Source organism: Streptomyces deserti (assembly GCF_054782695.1).
The window spans coordinates 1-15,184 of the sequence record NZ_BAAGRZ010000028.1 but is presented as its reverse complement, the minus strand read 5'-3'; the positions used below and the strand labels follow the sequence as shown (position 1 = coordinate 15,184).

General features: G+C 71.7%; 15 protein-coding genes and 3 pseudogenes. 8 read left to right on the top strand and 10 right to left on the bottom strand.

All coding sequences use genetic code 11. From position 1 onward, the window contains the following. Positions 1-104: 104 nt before the first annotated feature. From ACYVMZ_RS31635 to ACYVMZ_RS31625, 3 genes are all read left to right on the top strand, one after another. Positions 105-914, top strand: a complete 810-nt coding sequence (locus tag ACYVMZ_RS31635; RefSeq protein ID WP_461085772.1) for an SDR family oxidoreductase — start codon at positions 105-107, stop codon at positions 912-914. A 10-nt stretch (positions 915-924) separates the two neighbouring features. After that, positions 925-1,941, top strand: coding sequence for a DNA topoisomerase IB (locus ACYVMZ_RS31630; protein ID WP_461085770.1), 1,017 nt, complete (start codon positions 925-927; stop codon positions 1,939-1,941). 75 nt (positions 1,942-2,016) lie between these two features. Next, a complete protein-coding gene (locus tag ACYVMZ_RS31625; protein WP_461085769.1) occupies positions 2,017-2,253 on the top strand; it encodes a hypothetical protein in 237 nt (78 codons plus the stop codon). A 33-nt stretch (positions 2,254-2,286) separates the two neighbouring features. On the opposite strand, the pseudogene ACYVMZ_RS31620 reads toward ACYVMZ_RS31625, so the two are convergent. From ACYVMZ_RS31620 to ACYVMZ_RS31600, 5 genes and pseudogenes are all read right to left on the bottom strand, one after another. Then, positions 2,287-2,461, bottom strand: a pseudogene (locus ACYVMZ_RS31620) (ricin-type beta-trefoil lectin domain protein); the annotation flags it as partial. A 12-nt stretch (positions 2,462-2,473) separates the two neighbouring features. Next, a complete protein-coding gene (locus tag ACYVMZ_RS31615; protein WP_461085767.1) occupies positions 2,474-3,076 on the bottom strand; it encodes a VanZ family protein in 603 nt (200 codons plus the stop codon). A 112-nt stretch (positions 3,077-3,188) separates the two neighbouring features. Further along, a complete protein-coding gene (locus ACYVMZ_RS31610; protein ID WP_461085765.1) occupies positions 3,189-3,851 on the bottom strand; it encodes a DUF4230 domain-containing protein in 663 nt (220 codons plus the stop codon). Positions 3,852-4,078: 227 nt separating this feature from the next. Then, positions 4,079-4,459 carry an anti-sigma factor antagonist gene (locus ACYVMZ_RS31605; RefSeq protein WP_461085763.1) on the bottom strand — a complete coding sequence of 127 codons (381 nt, stop codon included), beginning with the start codon at positions 4,457-4,459 and terminating at the stop codon, positions 4,079-4,081. Between the two features lie 217 nt (positions 4,460-4,676). After that, a complete protein-coding gene (locus ACYVMZ_RS31600; protein ID WP_461085761.1) occupies positions 4,677-5,126 on the bottom strand; it encodes a MarR family winged helix-turn-helix transcriptional regulator in 450 nt (149 codons plus the stop codon). 103 nt (positions 5,127-5,229) lie between these two features. Between ACYVMZ_RS31600 and ACYVMZ_RS31595 the strand changes: the two genes are divergently transcribed. Both ACYVMZ_RS31595 and ACYVMZ_RS31590 read left to right on the top strand, forming a co-directional pair. Continuing rightward, positions 5,230-6,684 carry an aldehyde dehydrogenase family protein gene (locus tag ACYVMZ_RS31595; RefSeq protein ID WP_461085759.1) on the top strand — a complete coding sequence of 485 codons (1,455 nt, stop codon included), beginning with the start codon at positions 5,230-5,232 and terminating at the stop codon, positions 6,682-6,684. A gap of 33 nt (positions 6,685-6,717) precedes the next feature. After that, complete coding sequence (locus ACYVMZ_RS31590) at positions 6,718-7,824, top strand: NAD(P)-dependent alcohol dehydrogenase (protein ID WP_461085757.1); 1,107 nt, start codon at positions 6,718-6,720, stop codon at positions 7,822-7,824. A gap of 641 nt (positions 7,825-8,465) precedes the next feature. On the opposite strand, the gene ACYVMZ_RS31585 is transcribed toward ACYVMZ_RS31590, so the two are convergent. Then, positions 8,466-9,416, bottom strand: a complete 951-nt coding sequence (locus ACYVMZ_RS31585) for an NADP-dependent oxidoreductase (protein WP_461085755.1) — start codon at positions 9,414-9,416, stop codon at positions 8,466-8,468. A 103-nt stretch (positions 9,417-9,519) separates the two neighbouring features. On the opposite strand from ACYVMZ_RS31585, the pseudogene ACYVMZ_RS31580 reads away from it, so the two are divergent. After that, a pseudogene (locus tag ACYVMZ_RS31580) lies at positions 9,520-10,098 on the top strand (GlxA family transcriptional regulator); the annotation flags it as partial. On the opposite strand, the pseudogene ACYVMZ_RS31575 reads toward ACYVMZ_RS31580, so the two are convergent. Further along, positions 10,097-10,485 (bottom strand): annotated as a pseudogene (locus ACYVMZ_RS31575) (terpene cyclase); the annotation flags it as partial. The pseudogenes ACYVMZ_RS31580 and ACYVMZ_RS31575 sit on opposite strands and share 2 nt — an antisense overlap. A 370-nt stretch (positions 10,486-10,855) precedes the next feature. On the opposite strand from ACYVMZ_RS31575, the gene ACYVMZ_RS31570 reads away from it, so the two are divergent. Beyond that, complete coding sequence (locus ACYVMZ_RS31570) at positions 10,856-11,248, top strand: VOC family protein (protein WP_461085753.1); 393 nt, start codon at positions 10,856-10,858, stop codon at positions 11,246-11,248. A gap of 597 nt (positions 11,249-11,845) precedes the next feature. Here the strand turns inward: ACYVMZ_RS31570 and ACYVMZ_RS31565 are convergent. Beyond that, entirely contained in the window at positions 11,846-12,145 is a 300-nt protein-coding gene (locus ACYVMZ_RS31565) for a DUF4235 domain-containing protein (protein ID WP_461085751.1), read from the bottom strand. A gap of 39 nt (positions 12,146-12,184) precedes the next feature. Beyond that, positions 12,185-13,210 (bottom strand): glutathione S-transferase family protein, encoded by a 1,026-nt coding sequence (locus ACYVMZ_RS31560; protein ID WP_461085749.1) that lies wholly within the window; start codon positions 13,208-13,210, stop codon positions 12,185-12,187. A gap of 108 nt (positions 13,211-13,318) precedes the next feature. Between ACYVMZ_RS31560 and ACYVMZ_RS31555 the strand changes: the two genes are divergently transcribed. Further along, positions 13,319-14,278, top strand: coding sequence for a cation diffusion facilitator family transporter (locus ACYVMZ_RS31555; RefSeq protein WP_461085747.1), 960 nt, complete (start codon positions 13,319-13,321; stop codon positions 14,276-14,278). 186 nt (positions 14,279-14,464) lie between these two features. On the opposite strand, the gene ACYVMZ_RS31550 is transcribed toward ACYVMZ_RS31555, so the two are convergent. Next, positions 14,465-14,908 carry a nitroreductase family deazaflavin-dependent oxidoreductase gene (locus ACYVMZ_RS31550; protein WP_461085744.1) on the bottom strand — a complete coding sequence of 148 codons (444 nt, stop codon included), beginning with the start codon at positions 14,906-14,908 and terminating at the stop codon, positions 14,465-14,467. Positions 14,909-15,184 lie beyond the last annotated feature (276 nt).

Genomic DNA, 15,184 nt, shown 5'->3' with positions numbered 1-15,184 from the left:
TCCCCAGCCCCGCCGGGGCCGCACGACGGGCGAACGGTTTGTCCGCCACGCACCCGGGTACCTCGATGCGTCGTCCCCGCGCCACGCCGAGGAGGAAGCCCGCCATGTCCGCCCCGACCGCCCCCCGCAGCAAGGTCGCCGTGATCACCGGCGCCGACTCCGGCATCGGCAAGGCCACCGCCGTACGCCTGGCCCGGGCGGGCATGGACATCGGTATCACCTGGCACACCGACCTCAAGGGCGCGGAGGAGACGGCGGAGGAGGTCCGGGCGCACGGGCAACGGGCCGCCGTGGCGCAGATGGACCTCACCCGGCTGCCCACCGCCGCCGGCACGGTCGACGAGCTCTGCGACCGCCTCGGCCGCATCGACGTGCTGGTCAACAACGCCGGTACGGGCACCATGACGCCCTTCCTCGACCTGGAGCTCGACACGGTGCGCGAGGTCCTGGACGTCGACCTGATCGGCCCGTTCCTGTGCGGGCAGAAGGCGGCCCGGCACATGATCCGGCAGGGCGACGGCGGCCGGATCGTCAACGTCACCTCCGTCCATGAGCACCAGCCCCGGGTGGGCGCCGCCCCGTACTGCGCGGCCAAGGGCGGCCTCGGCCTGCTCACCCAGGTCATGGCCCTCGAACTCGCCGAACACGGCATCACCGTCAACGCGGTCGCCCCAGGCGAGATCTCCACACCGATGACCGGGCAGGAGGACACCGACCCGCACACCGAGAGCCGCCCAGGAGTGCCCCTCGGGCGGCCCGGCGACGCCCGTGAGGTCGCCGCCGTCATCGCCTTCCTCGCGAGCGACGACACCTCGTACGTCACCGGCGCCTCCTGGAGCGTGGACGGCGGCATGCTCCGCATGGGCCCGCAGGCCGGATCACACCTGACCAGCGACGACTGGCGGCGGCCCTGAGCGGGCCGCCGTGCGTCTGCGCACCAGCTCCTGCGACCGGCCCGGATTCCGCCGCGTGCGCCACGGCCGCGGCTTCCGCTACCTGGACACCGACGGTGAGCCGCTCACCGACCCCGACCAGCTCGCCCGTATCAAGGCGCTGACCATCCCGCCGGCCTGGCGCGACGTGTGGATCTGCCGCTGGCCCAACGGCCACCTGCAGGCCGTCGGCACCGACGACGCCGGGCGCCGCCAGTACCTGTACCACGAGGAGTTCCGCGCCCAGCAGGAGCAGGCCAAGCACGAGCACGTCCGTCAGGTCGCGCGTGCCCTGCCCGAACTGCGCGCGAAGGTCGCCCTCGACCTCGCCGGACGCGGCCTGAGCCGGGCCCGGGTCACCGCCTGCGCCGTACGCCTGCTCGACCTCGGCTTCTTCCGCATCGGCAGCGACAGACACACCCGCGCGAATGAGACGTACGGCCTGACGACGATGCTGCGCGAGCACGTCACCTGCGGCCGCGGCGAGATCGCGTTCGGCTACCCCGCCAAGGGCGGCACCGAGATCGTCCGGGCCCTCGTCGACGAGCAGGCGCACGCCGTCGTACGGGCCCTCAAGCGCCGTCGGCGCGGCGGGGACCGGCTGCTGGTGTTCTGGGAGCGGGGCGCCTGGCACGACCTGCGCGGCGACGACCTGAACGAGGCCCTGCGCCGCCTGTCGGGCACCGACATCACCGCCAAGGACTTCCGCACCTGGCACGCCACCGTCCTCGCCGCCGTCGCGCTTGCCGTCACCGCCGAGGACGGCCGCGCCGGCCCGGCGGCACGGCGCCGGCAGATGAGCCGGGCCGTGCGCGAGGTCAGCCACTACCTCGGCAACACGCCCGCCGTGTGCCGCGCCTCGTACATCGACCCGCGCGTCTTCGAGCTGTTCGAACAGGGGAGGACCGTCGCCCCCGTCCTGACCCGGCTGGGAGAGCACGGGGACTTCGGGCGCCCGGCGACCCAGGGCGCCGTCGAGGCGGCGGTGCTGGACCTGCTCGGCGACTGACCTCGGCGCCCACGTACGGGAACGCGGGCCTCCACGGGCGCCGCGCTCCCGCCGGTTCGGTTCTACGCTCTATGCATGACCGAAATCGCGAGCCCGTACATCTCCCACCCGCGGATCATGGTGCTCGGGGTTCAGCCGGGCACGCCGCCGTTCCGGATCGTGGCGATCGACGGCCAGGTGGTCGGCGAGGCGAGGGCCGTCACCGACGTCCTGGAGACCGCCGCCGCCTTCGGCATCACGGTCCACGACCTGGACGACCCGGACGTGGTCCGCTGGGTGGGCGGAGACAAGTTCACCTGGACCGTGCACTAGCCGTCGGCGCACCAGCCGTCGGCCGGGGCCGGCTCAGCCGACCGTCCACTTCTGGCCGGCGCCGCCGGCGCACGTCCGGATCTGCACACGTCCGGATCTGCAGCCGTGTGCCGTTCGCCGAACTGTTCCCGGTGGCGTCGAGGCACTTGTCGGCCTGCGGGTTGACGATGTCGCGTGCCCCGGTGACGACCCACTTCTGGCGGGGGCCTTCACACCGGCCTCAACCGCGAGCCTCGCGTGCGTGCACCGCGCGGCCCAGCCGCCGTCCCAGCAGCAGATATCCGATCAGTGCGCCCGTGGTGTTGAGGATGACGTCGTCGATGTCGAAGGCCCGCCCGGTGACCACGGCACCCTGCGCGAACTCCACCATCAGCATGACCACGGCGGTCAGCAGGAGCACCCGCAGGATCCCGCGGGTCCGTGGCGCGACGACCGGGGCCAGTACCCCGAACGGGACACCGAGCAGGAGGTTGCCGCCGATCTGCCGGACGGCGTCCCGCAGCTCGGGCTGGTCCAGGTAGGCCCTCAGGGAACGGCCCGGATGCAGATTGCTGTGCGTCAGCGCCTCCGAGGCCGGGGAGGGCTGCAGGGTCAGCTTCGCCAGCACGACCGCGAACGCGACCATGAGCGTGAAGGCGCACGCCATCGCCAGCAGGCGCAGGAGGAAGGGGAGCGGACGCCGCGCGGGCCGCGGCGCGTCCTTCGCGGAGCGGGGTGCGTCCTTCGTGGGCCGCGGTGCGTCCTGGGCGGGTGGAGGCGCGCTTTTCGGCTTGGAGGTGCGGGGGCGAAGCAAGGAGCGTGGACGTACGCCTGCCCGGGCCATTCGGTCCTCCTGTCTTCAACGTCCCTGAGTGATAGGCCGGTTACCCAGCAGGAGCCCGTCGATGCCGTGCGGGCCGCCGCGGCGGTCCTGCCGGGCAGGGGCACCGGCCGCGTCACTTCTCGTACGAGACGCGCACCTCCTTGAAGCCGAGGGAACGCAGCAGGCCTTCGAGCATCTCGGTGGTGTTGGACTCGGCGCGCGCGGTCAGCCCGCTGTCCTTGGCCGCGTCGCCGATGTGCCGTACGGCGAGCTTCTGCACGGCCTGTTCGCTGTTGGGATTGTCCGAGAAGAGGTCGCCGATGCGGTCCAGGAGACCGCGCTGCTTGGACACGGCGTAGGAGCGGTCGGGGTCGAGGGCCGGCTTGCCCAGCTGTGCGTGGGGCAGCCGGAGGGTGGCCGACGTGCGGTCGTCATTGACCTGGATGTCGTTCTCGCCGACCTTCCCGAGGTCGACGTAGGCCTCCACGGTGCCCGCACCGACGTACAGGGTGCGGCTGCCGCGGATCGCGTCGGGCAGGAGCTTGGCGTCCTTCTCCAGATCCACGACGATCTGGAAGTTGCCGGAAGCGGCGTCGTAACGGCTGATGTCCTGGATGGACTCCAGGAGCGCGGGGCCCGAGCGGTCCTGGGTCTCGGTGCCGAACAGGTCCTTCAGACCGGGCAGTACGCTCAGCCGGATCCCGGCGAAGAACACGATGAGCACGAGCACGACCGCGCTGACCACCTTCGCCCAGGTGGGCATGCGCCTCGGTATGCGCTTGACGGGAGTCGTCATGGCGACGGCCCTCCTTCCTACTGTCCGGATGCCCCTCACATCCCCTGCCAGACCGTCCTGTTGACAAGTGGATGGCTCGGGCGGAAGCACGACAGGGCGCATACCCCGCCCTCAGTGCGGGCCTCGCAGCGGCCGGTCGCCCGAGGTTGTGGGACCACCACACGCCCTCGCCGTGCGTCACCCCGGCAGCCGCAGCATGCGGCATCACCGGATGCCGGGGAGGGGCGTCAGACGGAACCGGATGTGGCCTCGGGCAGGGCAAGGGCCGCGTCCAGCGTCGGCTGCGGGGGCAGCAGCCGGGCCAGACCGGTGATCCGCAGGACGCGCAGGGTCAGCGGATGGGTGCAGACGAGCAGCAGCCGGCCGTGCCGCTCCAGCACCCGGCTGCGGGCCCGGTACAGCAGGCGCAGTCCCGAGCAGTCGAAGAACTCGACCTGCGTCAGGTCGATCACGATCCGGCCCTCGGGGCGTGATGTCGCCCGGTCCAGGTGCGGGGCGATCTGCGCGGCGGCGGCGATGTCGATCTCGCCGCGGAACTCCAGCACCGTGTGCCCCCGGTCCTGGCGGATGCGCAGGTGCCGGGAGAGCGGTGCAGGTTCCTGCCGCACGACGACATCGCCTCCAGCCTGCTGCGTGCGTGGGGGAGGGGAGCGGTCCCCAAAACCGTTCCCCGCCTTGCAAGTTACCCTCGGAGGACTGCATTTGAGCATGTTCGATTGACATATGTCTTCGAATTGCGATCGAGTTCTTGCCAGGTTTGCGCGGGGTGGATGCGCGGGCGTGTGCGCGGGTGTGGACCTGGGCGTGCGTGCGGGCGCCTGCCTGCTATGACAGGGCGTGCCACGCCTTGGTGAGCGCCTGACGGAACTGCTCGGTCTGATGGGCCGTGAGATCCCGCACCATCCGGTCCTCCAGCTCCCGGACCGGCCCGGCATGCCGCACGAGCAGCTCGCGGCCGGCGTCGGTCAGCAGGATCAGCAGCTCACGGCGGTTGTGCGGATTGCGCTCCCGGCGCACCAGACCGCGGTTCTCCAGGGACCGGACGAGATCGGCGATGGACTGGGCGGTGACGAAGGAGTCCCGGGCCAGCTGTGCCGCCGACAGTCCGTCGTGTCGCTCCAGAACGGTCAGCGCGGTGTACTGGAGTGCGGTGATACCGGACGGTCTGACCAGCTCGTCCAGGTGGGACCGTACGACGAGCTCCACCTGCTTGACCATGTAGAGCAGGGAAGGGGGTGCCTTGGTCGCCTGGGCGTCCGCCTGGGTGTCGAGCATGCGTTCAGCCTAGAGCATTGACAGGAAACCTGTCTCTAATGAGACTGCGAACGAACAGGAATCCTGTTTGTTGAAATCTTGGCGACGACGCTGAGGAGTGGCGATGACCACCTTCGAGAGGGAACCCGGACAGCTGTTCATCGGGGGGCAGTGGCGCGAGGCCGCCGACGGCGCGCGCACCGAGGTGGTCGACCCGTCCCGGGGCACGGTCGTCACCACCGTCGCGGAGGCGGGCCCCGCCGACGTCGACGCGGCCGTACGCGCCGCCCGGGAGGCCTTCGACGACGGCGCCTGGTCCGGACTGAGCGGCCGCGAGCGGGGCCGGGTGCTGCACCGCGTCGCCCAGCTGATCCGCGAGAACGCCGACGAGATCGCCGCGCTGGAGAGCCTGGACGTCGGCAAGCCGATCACGCTGTGCGGCGCCGTCGACGTGACGAACGCGGCCAACGACTACGAGTACTACGCCTCCCTCGCCCAGACCCTGGACGGCGCGCTCCGCGACACCCCCATGAACGCCCTCGCCTACACCAAGCGCGAGCCGCTCGGCGTGGTCGCCGCGATCACCCCGTTCAACTTCCCGCTGATCCTGGCCGGTTCGAAGATCGCCCCGGCGCTGGCGGCCGGGAACACGGTGGTGCACAAGCCGGCCGACGAGACCCCGCTCAGCGCCCTGTACATGGCCCGGCTGCTCCAGGCGGCGGGGGTGCCGGACGGGGTGGTCAACGTCGTGACCGGCACCGGCGCGGTGACCGGCGAGGCGCTGCTGCGCCACCGCGGTGTCGACAAGGTCGCCTTCACCGGCTCGACCGCGGTCGGGCGGCACGTCTCGAGTGTGGCGGGGGAGGCGCTCAAGCCCGTCACCATGGAGCTCGGCGGGAACGCGGCCCACATCGTCTTCGAGGACGCCGACCTGGAGAAGGCGGTCGGCGCGGTCATCAAGGGCTTCGTCTTCAACACCGGCCAGTTCTGCATGGGCGGCCCGCGCCTGCTCGTGGCCCGCTCGGTGTACCCCACCCTGCTCGGCATCCTCGCCGAGGCCGTGCCCGGTGTCCCGGTCGGCGACCCGCGCGACCCCGGCACCGTCGTCGGCCCGATGGCGGCCGAGAAGCATCTGAAGAAGGTCGAGGAGTACGTCGCCCTGGCCCGCAAGGAGGGCGCCCGCATCGTCTGCGGCGGCGAACGCCTCGACCTCGACGGCGGCTACTACTACAAACCCACCGTCATCGCCGACCTGTCGAACGACTCCCGTGTCGTCCAGGAGGAGATCTTCGGCCCGGTCCTGACCGTCCAGCCCTTCGACAGCGAGGACGAGGCCGTCACGCTCGCCAACTCCACACCGTACGGCCTGGCTTCGGGCGTCCAGACGTCGAACCTGGCCCGCGCCCACCGGATCGCCGACCGGCTCCAGGCCGGCATCGTCTGGGTCAACGACTGGGCGATGCTCGACCCCGCCGTCCCTTTCGGCGGCGTGAAGGACTCCGGCTACGGCCGCGAGTACGGCCCCGAGGCCCTCGCCGGCTACACCAAGGTCAAGTCCGTCGTCGTCTCGCTCGACTGAGCGCCCCGCCTGCCCCGCCAAGGAGTTCGTACGATGTCCACCACCACCCGCGCCGCGGTCGTCGAGTCCGGCGGCGCGCCCTTCACCCTCTCCGACATCGTCCTCGACGAGCCCGGCCCGCACGAGGCGCTGGTCCGGATGGTCGCGACCGGCCTGTGTCACACCGACCTCGGGGTGGCGAGCGGCGGACTGCCGTTCCCGCTGCCCGGGGTCCTCGGCCACGAGGGTGCGGGCGTCGTCGAGGCCGTCGGCCCGGCCGTCACCGGCGTCGCGCCCGGCGACCACGTCCTGCTGTCCTTCACCTCCTGCGGCGGCTGCCGCAACTGCCGTGGCGGGCACCCGGCGTACTGCGCGACCTGGCTGCCGCTGAACCTGCTCGGCGGGCGCCGGGCCGACGGCACGGCCACCATCAGCCGGGACGGCGAGCCTCTCGGCGGCCACTTCTTCGGCCAGTCCTCCTTCGCCGAACGGGCGCTCGTGGACGAGCGCAGCCTCGTCAAGGTCGACCCGGACGTACCCCTGGAGTCCATCGCCCCGCTGGGCTGCGGCGTACAGACCGGGGTCGGTGCCGTGTGGAACGTCCTGAAGCCGGTCACCGGCAGCACGGTCGTCGTCCTCGGCGCGGGCGCCGTCGGCCTGTCGGCCGTGATGGCCGCCGCCCTGACTCCGGCCACCACGATCGTCGCCGTCGACCGTGTCGCCGAACGCCTCTCGCTGGCAAGGGAGTTGGGCGCCACCCACACCGTCGACACGAGCGAGACCGACCTCGCCGACGCACTCGCCGGGGTCACCGGCGGCCAGGGTGCGGACGGTGCCGTGGAGACGACGGGCAACGTCGGTGTCCTGCGCCAGGGCGTCGACGCGCTCGCCGCCCGCGGCACCCTGGTCGTCGTCGGCGCACCGCCCTTCGGCACCGAAGTCGCCCTGGACGTCAACGGCTTGCTGGGCGGCAAGCGGATCGTCGGGCTGACCCTCGGCGACAGCGAGACACAGACCATGATTCCGGCCCTGGTCCGGCTGGTGAAGGACGGGCGGCTCCCGCTGCACCGCCTGATCGGCACGTATCCGTTCGCGGACATCGACCAGGCGGTGCGGGACATGAGCACGGGCAAGACGATCAAGCCCGTGCTGACGTTCTGACTGCGGTTCTGTCGCCTTGGGCTGGACGGCCGGCCGGGTCGGCAGGCTTGGTGGGGTGGCCGAGGGTTGGCCCGGGCGATAGCGGGAGGTGGCCGGGGTGGTGGAGGGTGCCGCTTGGTCGGGGGCGCGGGCGGTTGGCGGCAGGCCTCTCTGCCCGGGTGGCTGAGGAGTTCGGCCCGGGCGGTAAGGCGGGGTTGGTTGGGGTGGCCGAGGGCGCGGTCGCTCGGTCGGGGGCGCGGCGGCTCGGTCAGCCGGGCCGGTTCGGGAGCCGACGGCTCGGCTGTTTGCTCGGGGGCTGCGACTGTTCTGCGAGCGGGTGCTGCCCCGGCTGGGGAACTGATCGTCCTGATACTGCGCCGCCGCCCGGCTCGGCCGCTCGGTCGGGGCGCGGCCGGTTGGTCGGCAGGCCTGGTCGGGCTGGCCGAGGAGTTCGGCCCGGGGGCAGACCGGAGTTGGTCGTGCTGGCCGACGCCACGGCCGCTCGGCCAGCCGGCCCGGTTCGGGCGGCCGACGGCGCGGCCGGTTGGTCGGCAGGGCCGGGGCGTGGGCGGCCGGGGCGTGGGCGGTCGGGGCCCGCCGCCGGCACGGCGGCGGGCCCCGACGTACGCCCGTATGCCCCCGTGGCTCACCATCCGCCCCGCTCAGTCGACGACCAGCACCAGCTTCCCCGCCGTCCGGCCGGTCTCGCCCAGCGCGTGCGCCTCGGCGGCGTCGGCCAGCGGGAAGGTCCGGGCGATCTCGGCGCGCAGCTTGCCCGCCGCGACGAGTTCCGCGATGGCCTTCATACCTGTGTGGTCGGCATCCACCAGCATCCTGACCGCCCGGACGCCGAGCCGCTCGGCCTCCGCGTAGAAGTCGTCCGACCCCACCGGCAGGATCGACACCACCACCCCGCCCGGGCGCAGTACGCGCAGCGAGCGCAGCGAGTGGTCGCCGCCGATCGTGTCCAGGACGACGTCGACGTCCTTCACGGCCTCGGCGAAGTCCGTCTCCCGGTAGTCGACCGGCTCGTCCACGCCGACGCTCCGCAGGAACTCGTGCTTGCCCGCGCTCGCGGTGCCGATGACGTACGCGCCCCGCGCCTTGGCGATCTGCACGGCCACGTGCCCGACCCCGCCGGCCGCCGCGTGGATCAGCACCCGCTGCCCGGGCCGCACCTCCGCCCGCTCGACGAGGGCCTGCCACGCGGTGAGCGACACCAGCGGGAGCGCCCCCGCCTGCGCGTGGTCGATCCCGGCCGGCTTGAGCGTGAAGGCGCGCGCCGGGCCGGTGACGTACTCGGCGTGCGAGCCGTGGCCGAACGGGTAGGGCAGCATGCCGAACACCTCGTCGCCCGGCTTGAAGAGGGCGACACCGATGCCCACCGCCTCCACCACGCCGGAGACGTCCCAGCCGAGGACGAAGGGCGGCTCCCCGAGGAAGCCTCCGTTCGCCCGGTGCTTCCAGTCGGTCGGGTTGACCCCGGCGGCGCGTACCCGCACCAGCACCTCGTTCGGCCGCGGCGCGGGCCGCTCCACTTCCACTTCCTTCAGGACCTCGGGACCGCCGAGGACCTCCTGGCTGATGACGCGCATCGTCTTCTGAGTGCTCATGGGTCCCCAGCCTGCCGGGGAGTGCCGCCGCCACGGAAGTGGCATGATTGCCACCAGTCGATAGGATCGTGCCATGTGACACGCGCAGCACCCGGAACGGGTCGTGGTCCTCGCCCTGGACGGCGTCTATCCCTTCGAGCTGGGCATCCCCAGCCGGATCCTCGGCGCCGCCGACGGCCAGTACGAGGTGCTGACCTGCACCGTCGACGGCCGGCCGGTGCGCACCACCGCGGACTTCACCGTCACCGCCGAGCACGGCCCGGACGTCCTGGCCACGGCGGACACGGTGGTGATCGCCCCCGTGTCGCCGTCCCACGTGACCGCCGAACTGCCGGACGAGGTCCGCGCCGCCCTCGCGCTCGTCCGTCCGAAGGCCCGTCTGGTCTCCATCTGCACCGGCGCCTTCGTGCTCGCCGCGGCCGGACTCCTCGACGGGCGGAAGGCGACCACCCACTGGCAGCTCACCGAGCACTTCCGGCGTATGTTCCCGCACGTCGAGCTCGACCCCGGCGTCCTCTTCGTCGACGACGGCCGCTTCCTGACGTCCGCCGGAGCCGTCTCCGGCGTGGACGTCTGCCTCCACCTCGTCCGCAAGGACCACGGCAGCGAGCTCGCCAACACCGTCGCCCGCCGTTGCGTCGTCCCGCCGTACCGGGACGGAGGCCAGGCCCAGTACATCGAAGGTGTTTCCAGACCTCCGCCCAGGCCATGGTGATCGGGCAGACCACCCGCGGCATGCTGCCCGCCGGCCGCAACGGCGTGACGATGAGCTCCCGCGCGACCTCCGCTATCCGGTCCGCACGGTCGGGTTGACCGGGTCGAACTGGTCGTCGAAGAGGAAGGCCAGGGAGAACCAGTTCATCAGGACGACCATGTCGTCCGCCGAGGCGTACGGGTAGGTACGGGCGGCGGCCTGCGGCAGGTCCCAGGACTTGTACTCCTCGAAACCGGCCCGGCTGCGCACCAGCCCCATGTCCCACACCCAGCGCAGATGGCGCGCACGGGCGTACTCCAGATGCTCGCTGACGGGCGTGTCGAAGGGCAGGTCGAAACGGACGTCCTGAGGCATGCGCTTCCTTTCGGGAGACGGAACGCAGAGTCCCCCCACCCCTGCGAGCGGACGGTCGCCATGACCTCCCGCCCACTCGAACTCGGCTTCGCAGTCCGATAGTTGAACCGAGAAGCGGCAAGAAGCTGCCCAGGGCGCGAATGAGCCATTCCGTGACCGGGCCGTGATCTCGGTTACGGCTCGAACCTCGTGAGCTGCGTACACTCTCGCGCCTCGCACGGACGCCCGAGCCCGTCCCGTGCCGGCGATGGCCTCTGGCGGCCCGGCCGGCGATGGCCGGTGGCCGACTGAATCCGCCGGGCCGGGATATCCGCAAGGAAGAGGGCGGCGGGGCACGACCGTCCCGCCCCCGGACCCCTGCGGAGGAGAGATGGCACTGGTGAATGCGGGCGTGGTGGTGCTCGACTGCGCCGAGCCCGAGAAGCTCGCCGTGTTCTACAAGGAGTTACTGGAGGCGGAGGAGACCGACGAGAGCGCCAACCGGGTCGAGATCAGGGCTTTCGGCGGTTTCCGGCTGGCGCTGCGCCGTGACGTCAACGCCACCCCGCCGAGCTGGCCGCGCCCCGAGAACTCCCTTCAGGCGCACCTGGAGTTCGTGGTGGACGACCTGGACGCGGTGGAACGCCGGATCGTCGGTCTCGGCGGCCGTCCGCTGGAGGCCAAGGAGGCGCCGGGCCCGCTCGAGGAGCGCGGGTACGCCGACCCGGCCGGCCACTCCTTCGTCCTGCGCCGCACCGCGCCGACGGCACCCAAACAGGGCTGAGCCCTCCGGGGCCCGGCGGCGGTGTCGGGAAGGAGGGCGGCTTTGCCGGCTTTCCGCCCCGGCGCGGGAGGGGGCGGCTTTCCCGGCCTTCCGGCCCGGCGCGGGGAGACGTCGCCGGGACCGTTCCCCCGGCCCGCCCTTCCCGGGTGCGTCCGCCGGGATTCCCGGGGGCCGGGTCCTCACAGGCCGCCGACGGCGGTATCCGGGGTGGGGCGGGCGTCCTTTGAGGGTTCGCCGTCGGTACCCGGGGTGGCGTGGGTGCCCTTCACGGGTTCGCCGACGACACTCGGCGTGGGGTGGGTGCCCTTCACGGGTTCGCCGGCGTCACCCGGTAAGAGGTGGGCGCTTTTCACAGGTCCGTCGGCGTCACTCGGTAAGGGGCGGGCGCTTTTCACAGGTCCGTCGGCGTCACTCGGTAAAGGGCGGGCGCTTTTCACAGGTCCGTCGGCGTCACTCGGTAAGGGGCGGGCGCTTTTCACAAGTCCGTCGGCGTCACTCGGTAAGGGGCGGGCGCTTCTCACAGGTCCGCCGACGGCACCTGGAGAGGCCCGAAGCCCCTCCAGAACCGTCGGCGGAACCCGCGGGGGTGAGTGTCCGTCAGTCCCGGCCGCCCTTCTCACCGGCCGGCCACGTCCCGGTCGACCGCTCGATGGCCTTGGCGCCGGCGCGGTCCACGGCGCTGCGCACGACCGCGAAGATGGCACCCTGGATCGCGGCGGCCAGCAGGATCTCCCCCCAGCCACGGTCCCGGTCCAGCGCGTCGGGCGCGTCCTCCTCGTGCCGGATCGCCTGCCAGGTCTTACGGAAGGCGAGCCCCGCCAGCCAGCCGCTCGACCAGCCGAGCACGAAACCGAGCGGCTGGTAGGCGACAGACAGTTTCTTCTTCTTCTTGGCCACGTGGATCTCCTTGGTCAGTGGACTTGACGGTCGAGGTGGTCAGGGCCGGCCCGGCGCCGGAACCCTTTCGTCGGCACGCACCGGCCCCGGCGGCGTGCCGTCCCCGAACGGGCGGCCGCCCAGCTCCTCGCGGTGATGGGGCGTCAGCCAGCCGGACAGATCGGGGCCCAGGGGCACGATCCGGGTCGGATTGATGCCGGTGTGCACCTGGTAGTAGTGCCGCTTGATGTGGTCGAAGTCGACGGTGTCCCCGAAGCCGGGCGTCTGGTACAGGTCGCGGGCGTAGGCCCACAGCACCTGGTTCTCCGTCAGCTTCCAGCGGTTGCACTTGAAGTGGCCGTGGTACACGGCGTCGAACCGCACCAGCGTGGTGAACAGCCGGATGTCGGCCTCGGTGATGGTGTCCCCGGAGAGGTGCCGCTGCCCTCGCAGCCGGTCCGCCAGCAGCTCCAGCCGCTGGAACACGGCCGCGCACGCGGTCTCGTACTCCTCCTGGTCGGTGGCGAAGCCCGCCCGGTACACACCGTTGTTGACGTCCTCGTAGACGTCCGCCATCACCGCGTCGATCTCGTCGCGGCGCTCCCGCGGGTACAGGTCGGGTGCCCCCTCCCGGTGCAGGGCAGTCCACTCGGTGGCGAAGTCGAGGGTGATCTGCTGGTAGTCGTTGGTGACCAGCTTCCCGCTCGGCACGTCCACGATCGCGGGGACGCTGACCCCGCCCGGATAGTCGGTCTCCCGTTTGTCGTACGCCTCGCTGAGGTAGCGGATGCCGAGCACCGGGTCGCGGCCGTCCGGGTCCAGCGTGAACCGCCAGCTGCGGTCGTCCTGGATCGGGTCGGCGACGGCCAGGGACACGGCGTCCTCCAGCCCGAGCAGCCGACGGGAGATCACCGCCCGGCTCGCCCACGGGCAGGCGCGGCTCACCACGAGCCGGTAGCGGCCGGCCTGAACCGGCCAGCCGTCATGGCCGTCCGCGGTGATGCGGTCGGTGAAGTGGGCCTTGGACCGCTTGAACGCCCTCCTGCCGTAGGCGTTGTTGCCGGCCTCCCCTTCGTCGCGGCTCATGGCGTCGCCCTCCTTGCGTACGTATTCCCTGGTGACGGTGTTCCCCGGGTTCCCCGTTTTCCGCCCCCGGCACGGTGTGAGCTAGGCCGACCGGGGCAATCGGCTCAGATGAGCGGAACAAGGTCGGATCGGAGGACACGCGTCACCGTACTGGTGGCGCTCGCAGCGAATCTGGTGATCGCGGTCGCCAAGGCCGTCGGAGGCCTCGCCGCGGGATCGCCTGCCCTGCTGTCGGAGGCGGCACACTCCGTGGCCGACAGCCTGAACGAGGTCTTCTTGCTCGCCGCGCTGCGCCGCAGCCGCCGCCCCGCCGACCGTCGCCACCCGTTCGGCTACGGCAAGGAGCGGTTCTTCTGGTCGCTGCTCGCGGCCGTCGGCATCTTCGTCATGGGCGGCTGCTTCTCCTTCTTCCAGGGCGTCGAGGCCCTCAGCAACGGCAGCGAGGAGAAGCTCAGCGGATACGTCGCCGGTCTGATCGTGCTCGGGGTCGCCCTCCTCGCCGAGGGGGGCTCACTGCTGCGGGCCCTGTACCAGGCGCGCAGGCAGGGCGGCACGGGCGACGGGCTGCGCGACCCGGCGCTGCGCACGGTCGTCGCCGAGGACGGCACCGCGGTGCTCGGTGTCAGCCTCGCCATCGTGGGCATGGCGCTGCACATGGTCACCGGGCAGGTGGTGTGGGAGGCGGCCGCCTCGCTCGCGATCGGCGCGCTGCTGGTGTACGTCGCCTATCGGCTGGGCCGGGAGGCACGCGACCAGCTGATCGGGGAGGCCGCCGACCCGCAGGCCAGCGGGCGGATCCGGGCAATCCTGGAGGCGCAGCCCGAGATCGACAGCGTGGAGGCGCTGTTCACGATGAAGACGGGCCTCGATTCGGCCTTGGTCGCCGCCCGTATCGACCTGGTGCCCGGCCTGGACAGCGAGCGGGTCGAAGAGGTCGCCGTCCGCATCAAGCGGTCCATCGCCCGAACGGTCCCCGAGGCCGACCAGATCTTCCTCGACGTGACCGACCGGGTCGCCCAGGAGGCACGAGAAAGCCCCGCCGCGACGGGGGAGCGCGGCGGGGCCTGACGAACGGGTGCCCGCTGGACGACGGTTCATGCGTCCCGCAGGAAGAAATTTCCGGACGTCTCAGCGCCCGCCGAACGACTCAGTCCGCGTCGCACGGCTCAGCGCGTCGCACGGCTCAGCGCGTCGAACGGTTCAGGGCGTCGAACGGCTCAGTGCGCGCCGCCGGTTCACTCCGCGCCGCCCGGTTCACTCCCCGCCGGCCGGCTCCAGCACGAAGACCGGGATCTCCCGGTCCGTCTTCTTCTGGTAGTCGGCGTACGGCGGGTAGGCTGCCACGGCCCGCTCCCACCACTCGGCCTTCTCCGCGCCCGTGACCTCACGGGCCGTCATGTCCTGCTTCTTGGGACCGTCCTGTACTTCGACGTGCGGGTCGGCCTTGAGGTTGTGGTACCAGACCGGGTGCTGGGGCGCTCCGCCCAGGGAGGCGACCGCGGCGTAGCGCCCCTCGTGCTCGACACGCATCAGCGGCGTCTTGCGCAGCTTGCCGCTCCTCGCCCCCCGGCTGGTCAGCAGGATGACCGGCCTTCCCTGCATGGTCGTTCCCCTGGTGCCGCCGGAGCTCTCGTACAACTCCACCTGCTCACGCACCCACTGCGTCGGGCTGGGTTCGTACTCGCCCTCAAGAGGCATGGCATCCGTCCCATCGTCGGGTCGTACGGCTGACTGGCTCCCCGGTTCAACACCGGCAAGCGCGGGATTCATCCGCCCCGAAACGCGCGTCGGCCACCGGCCGCATTACCTCCCGCGTCATCGCGCCGTCCGCGCGTCTGCGGCACAGTCGTGACCGTCCCCGCAGGACGACCGGCCGAAGGAGTCTCAATGACCAAGTCAAGCCGCTTGCGTGACCGGCGGGGCGGAGGTGAATGCCCGGTTATCACGCAGGAGTGCCCACAGGACGCTGGCTCG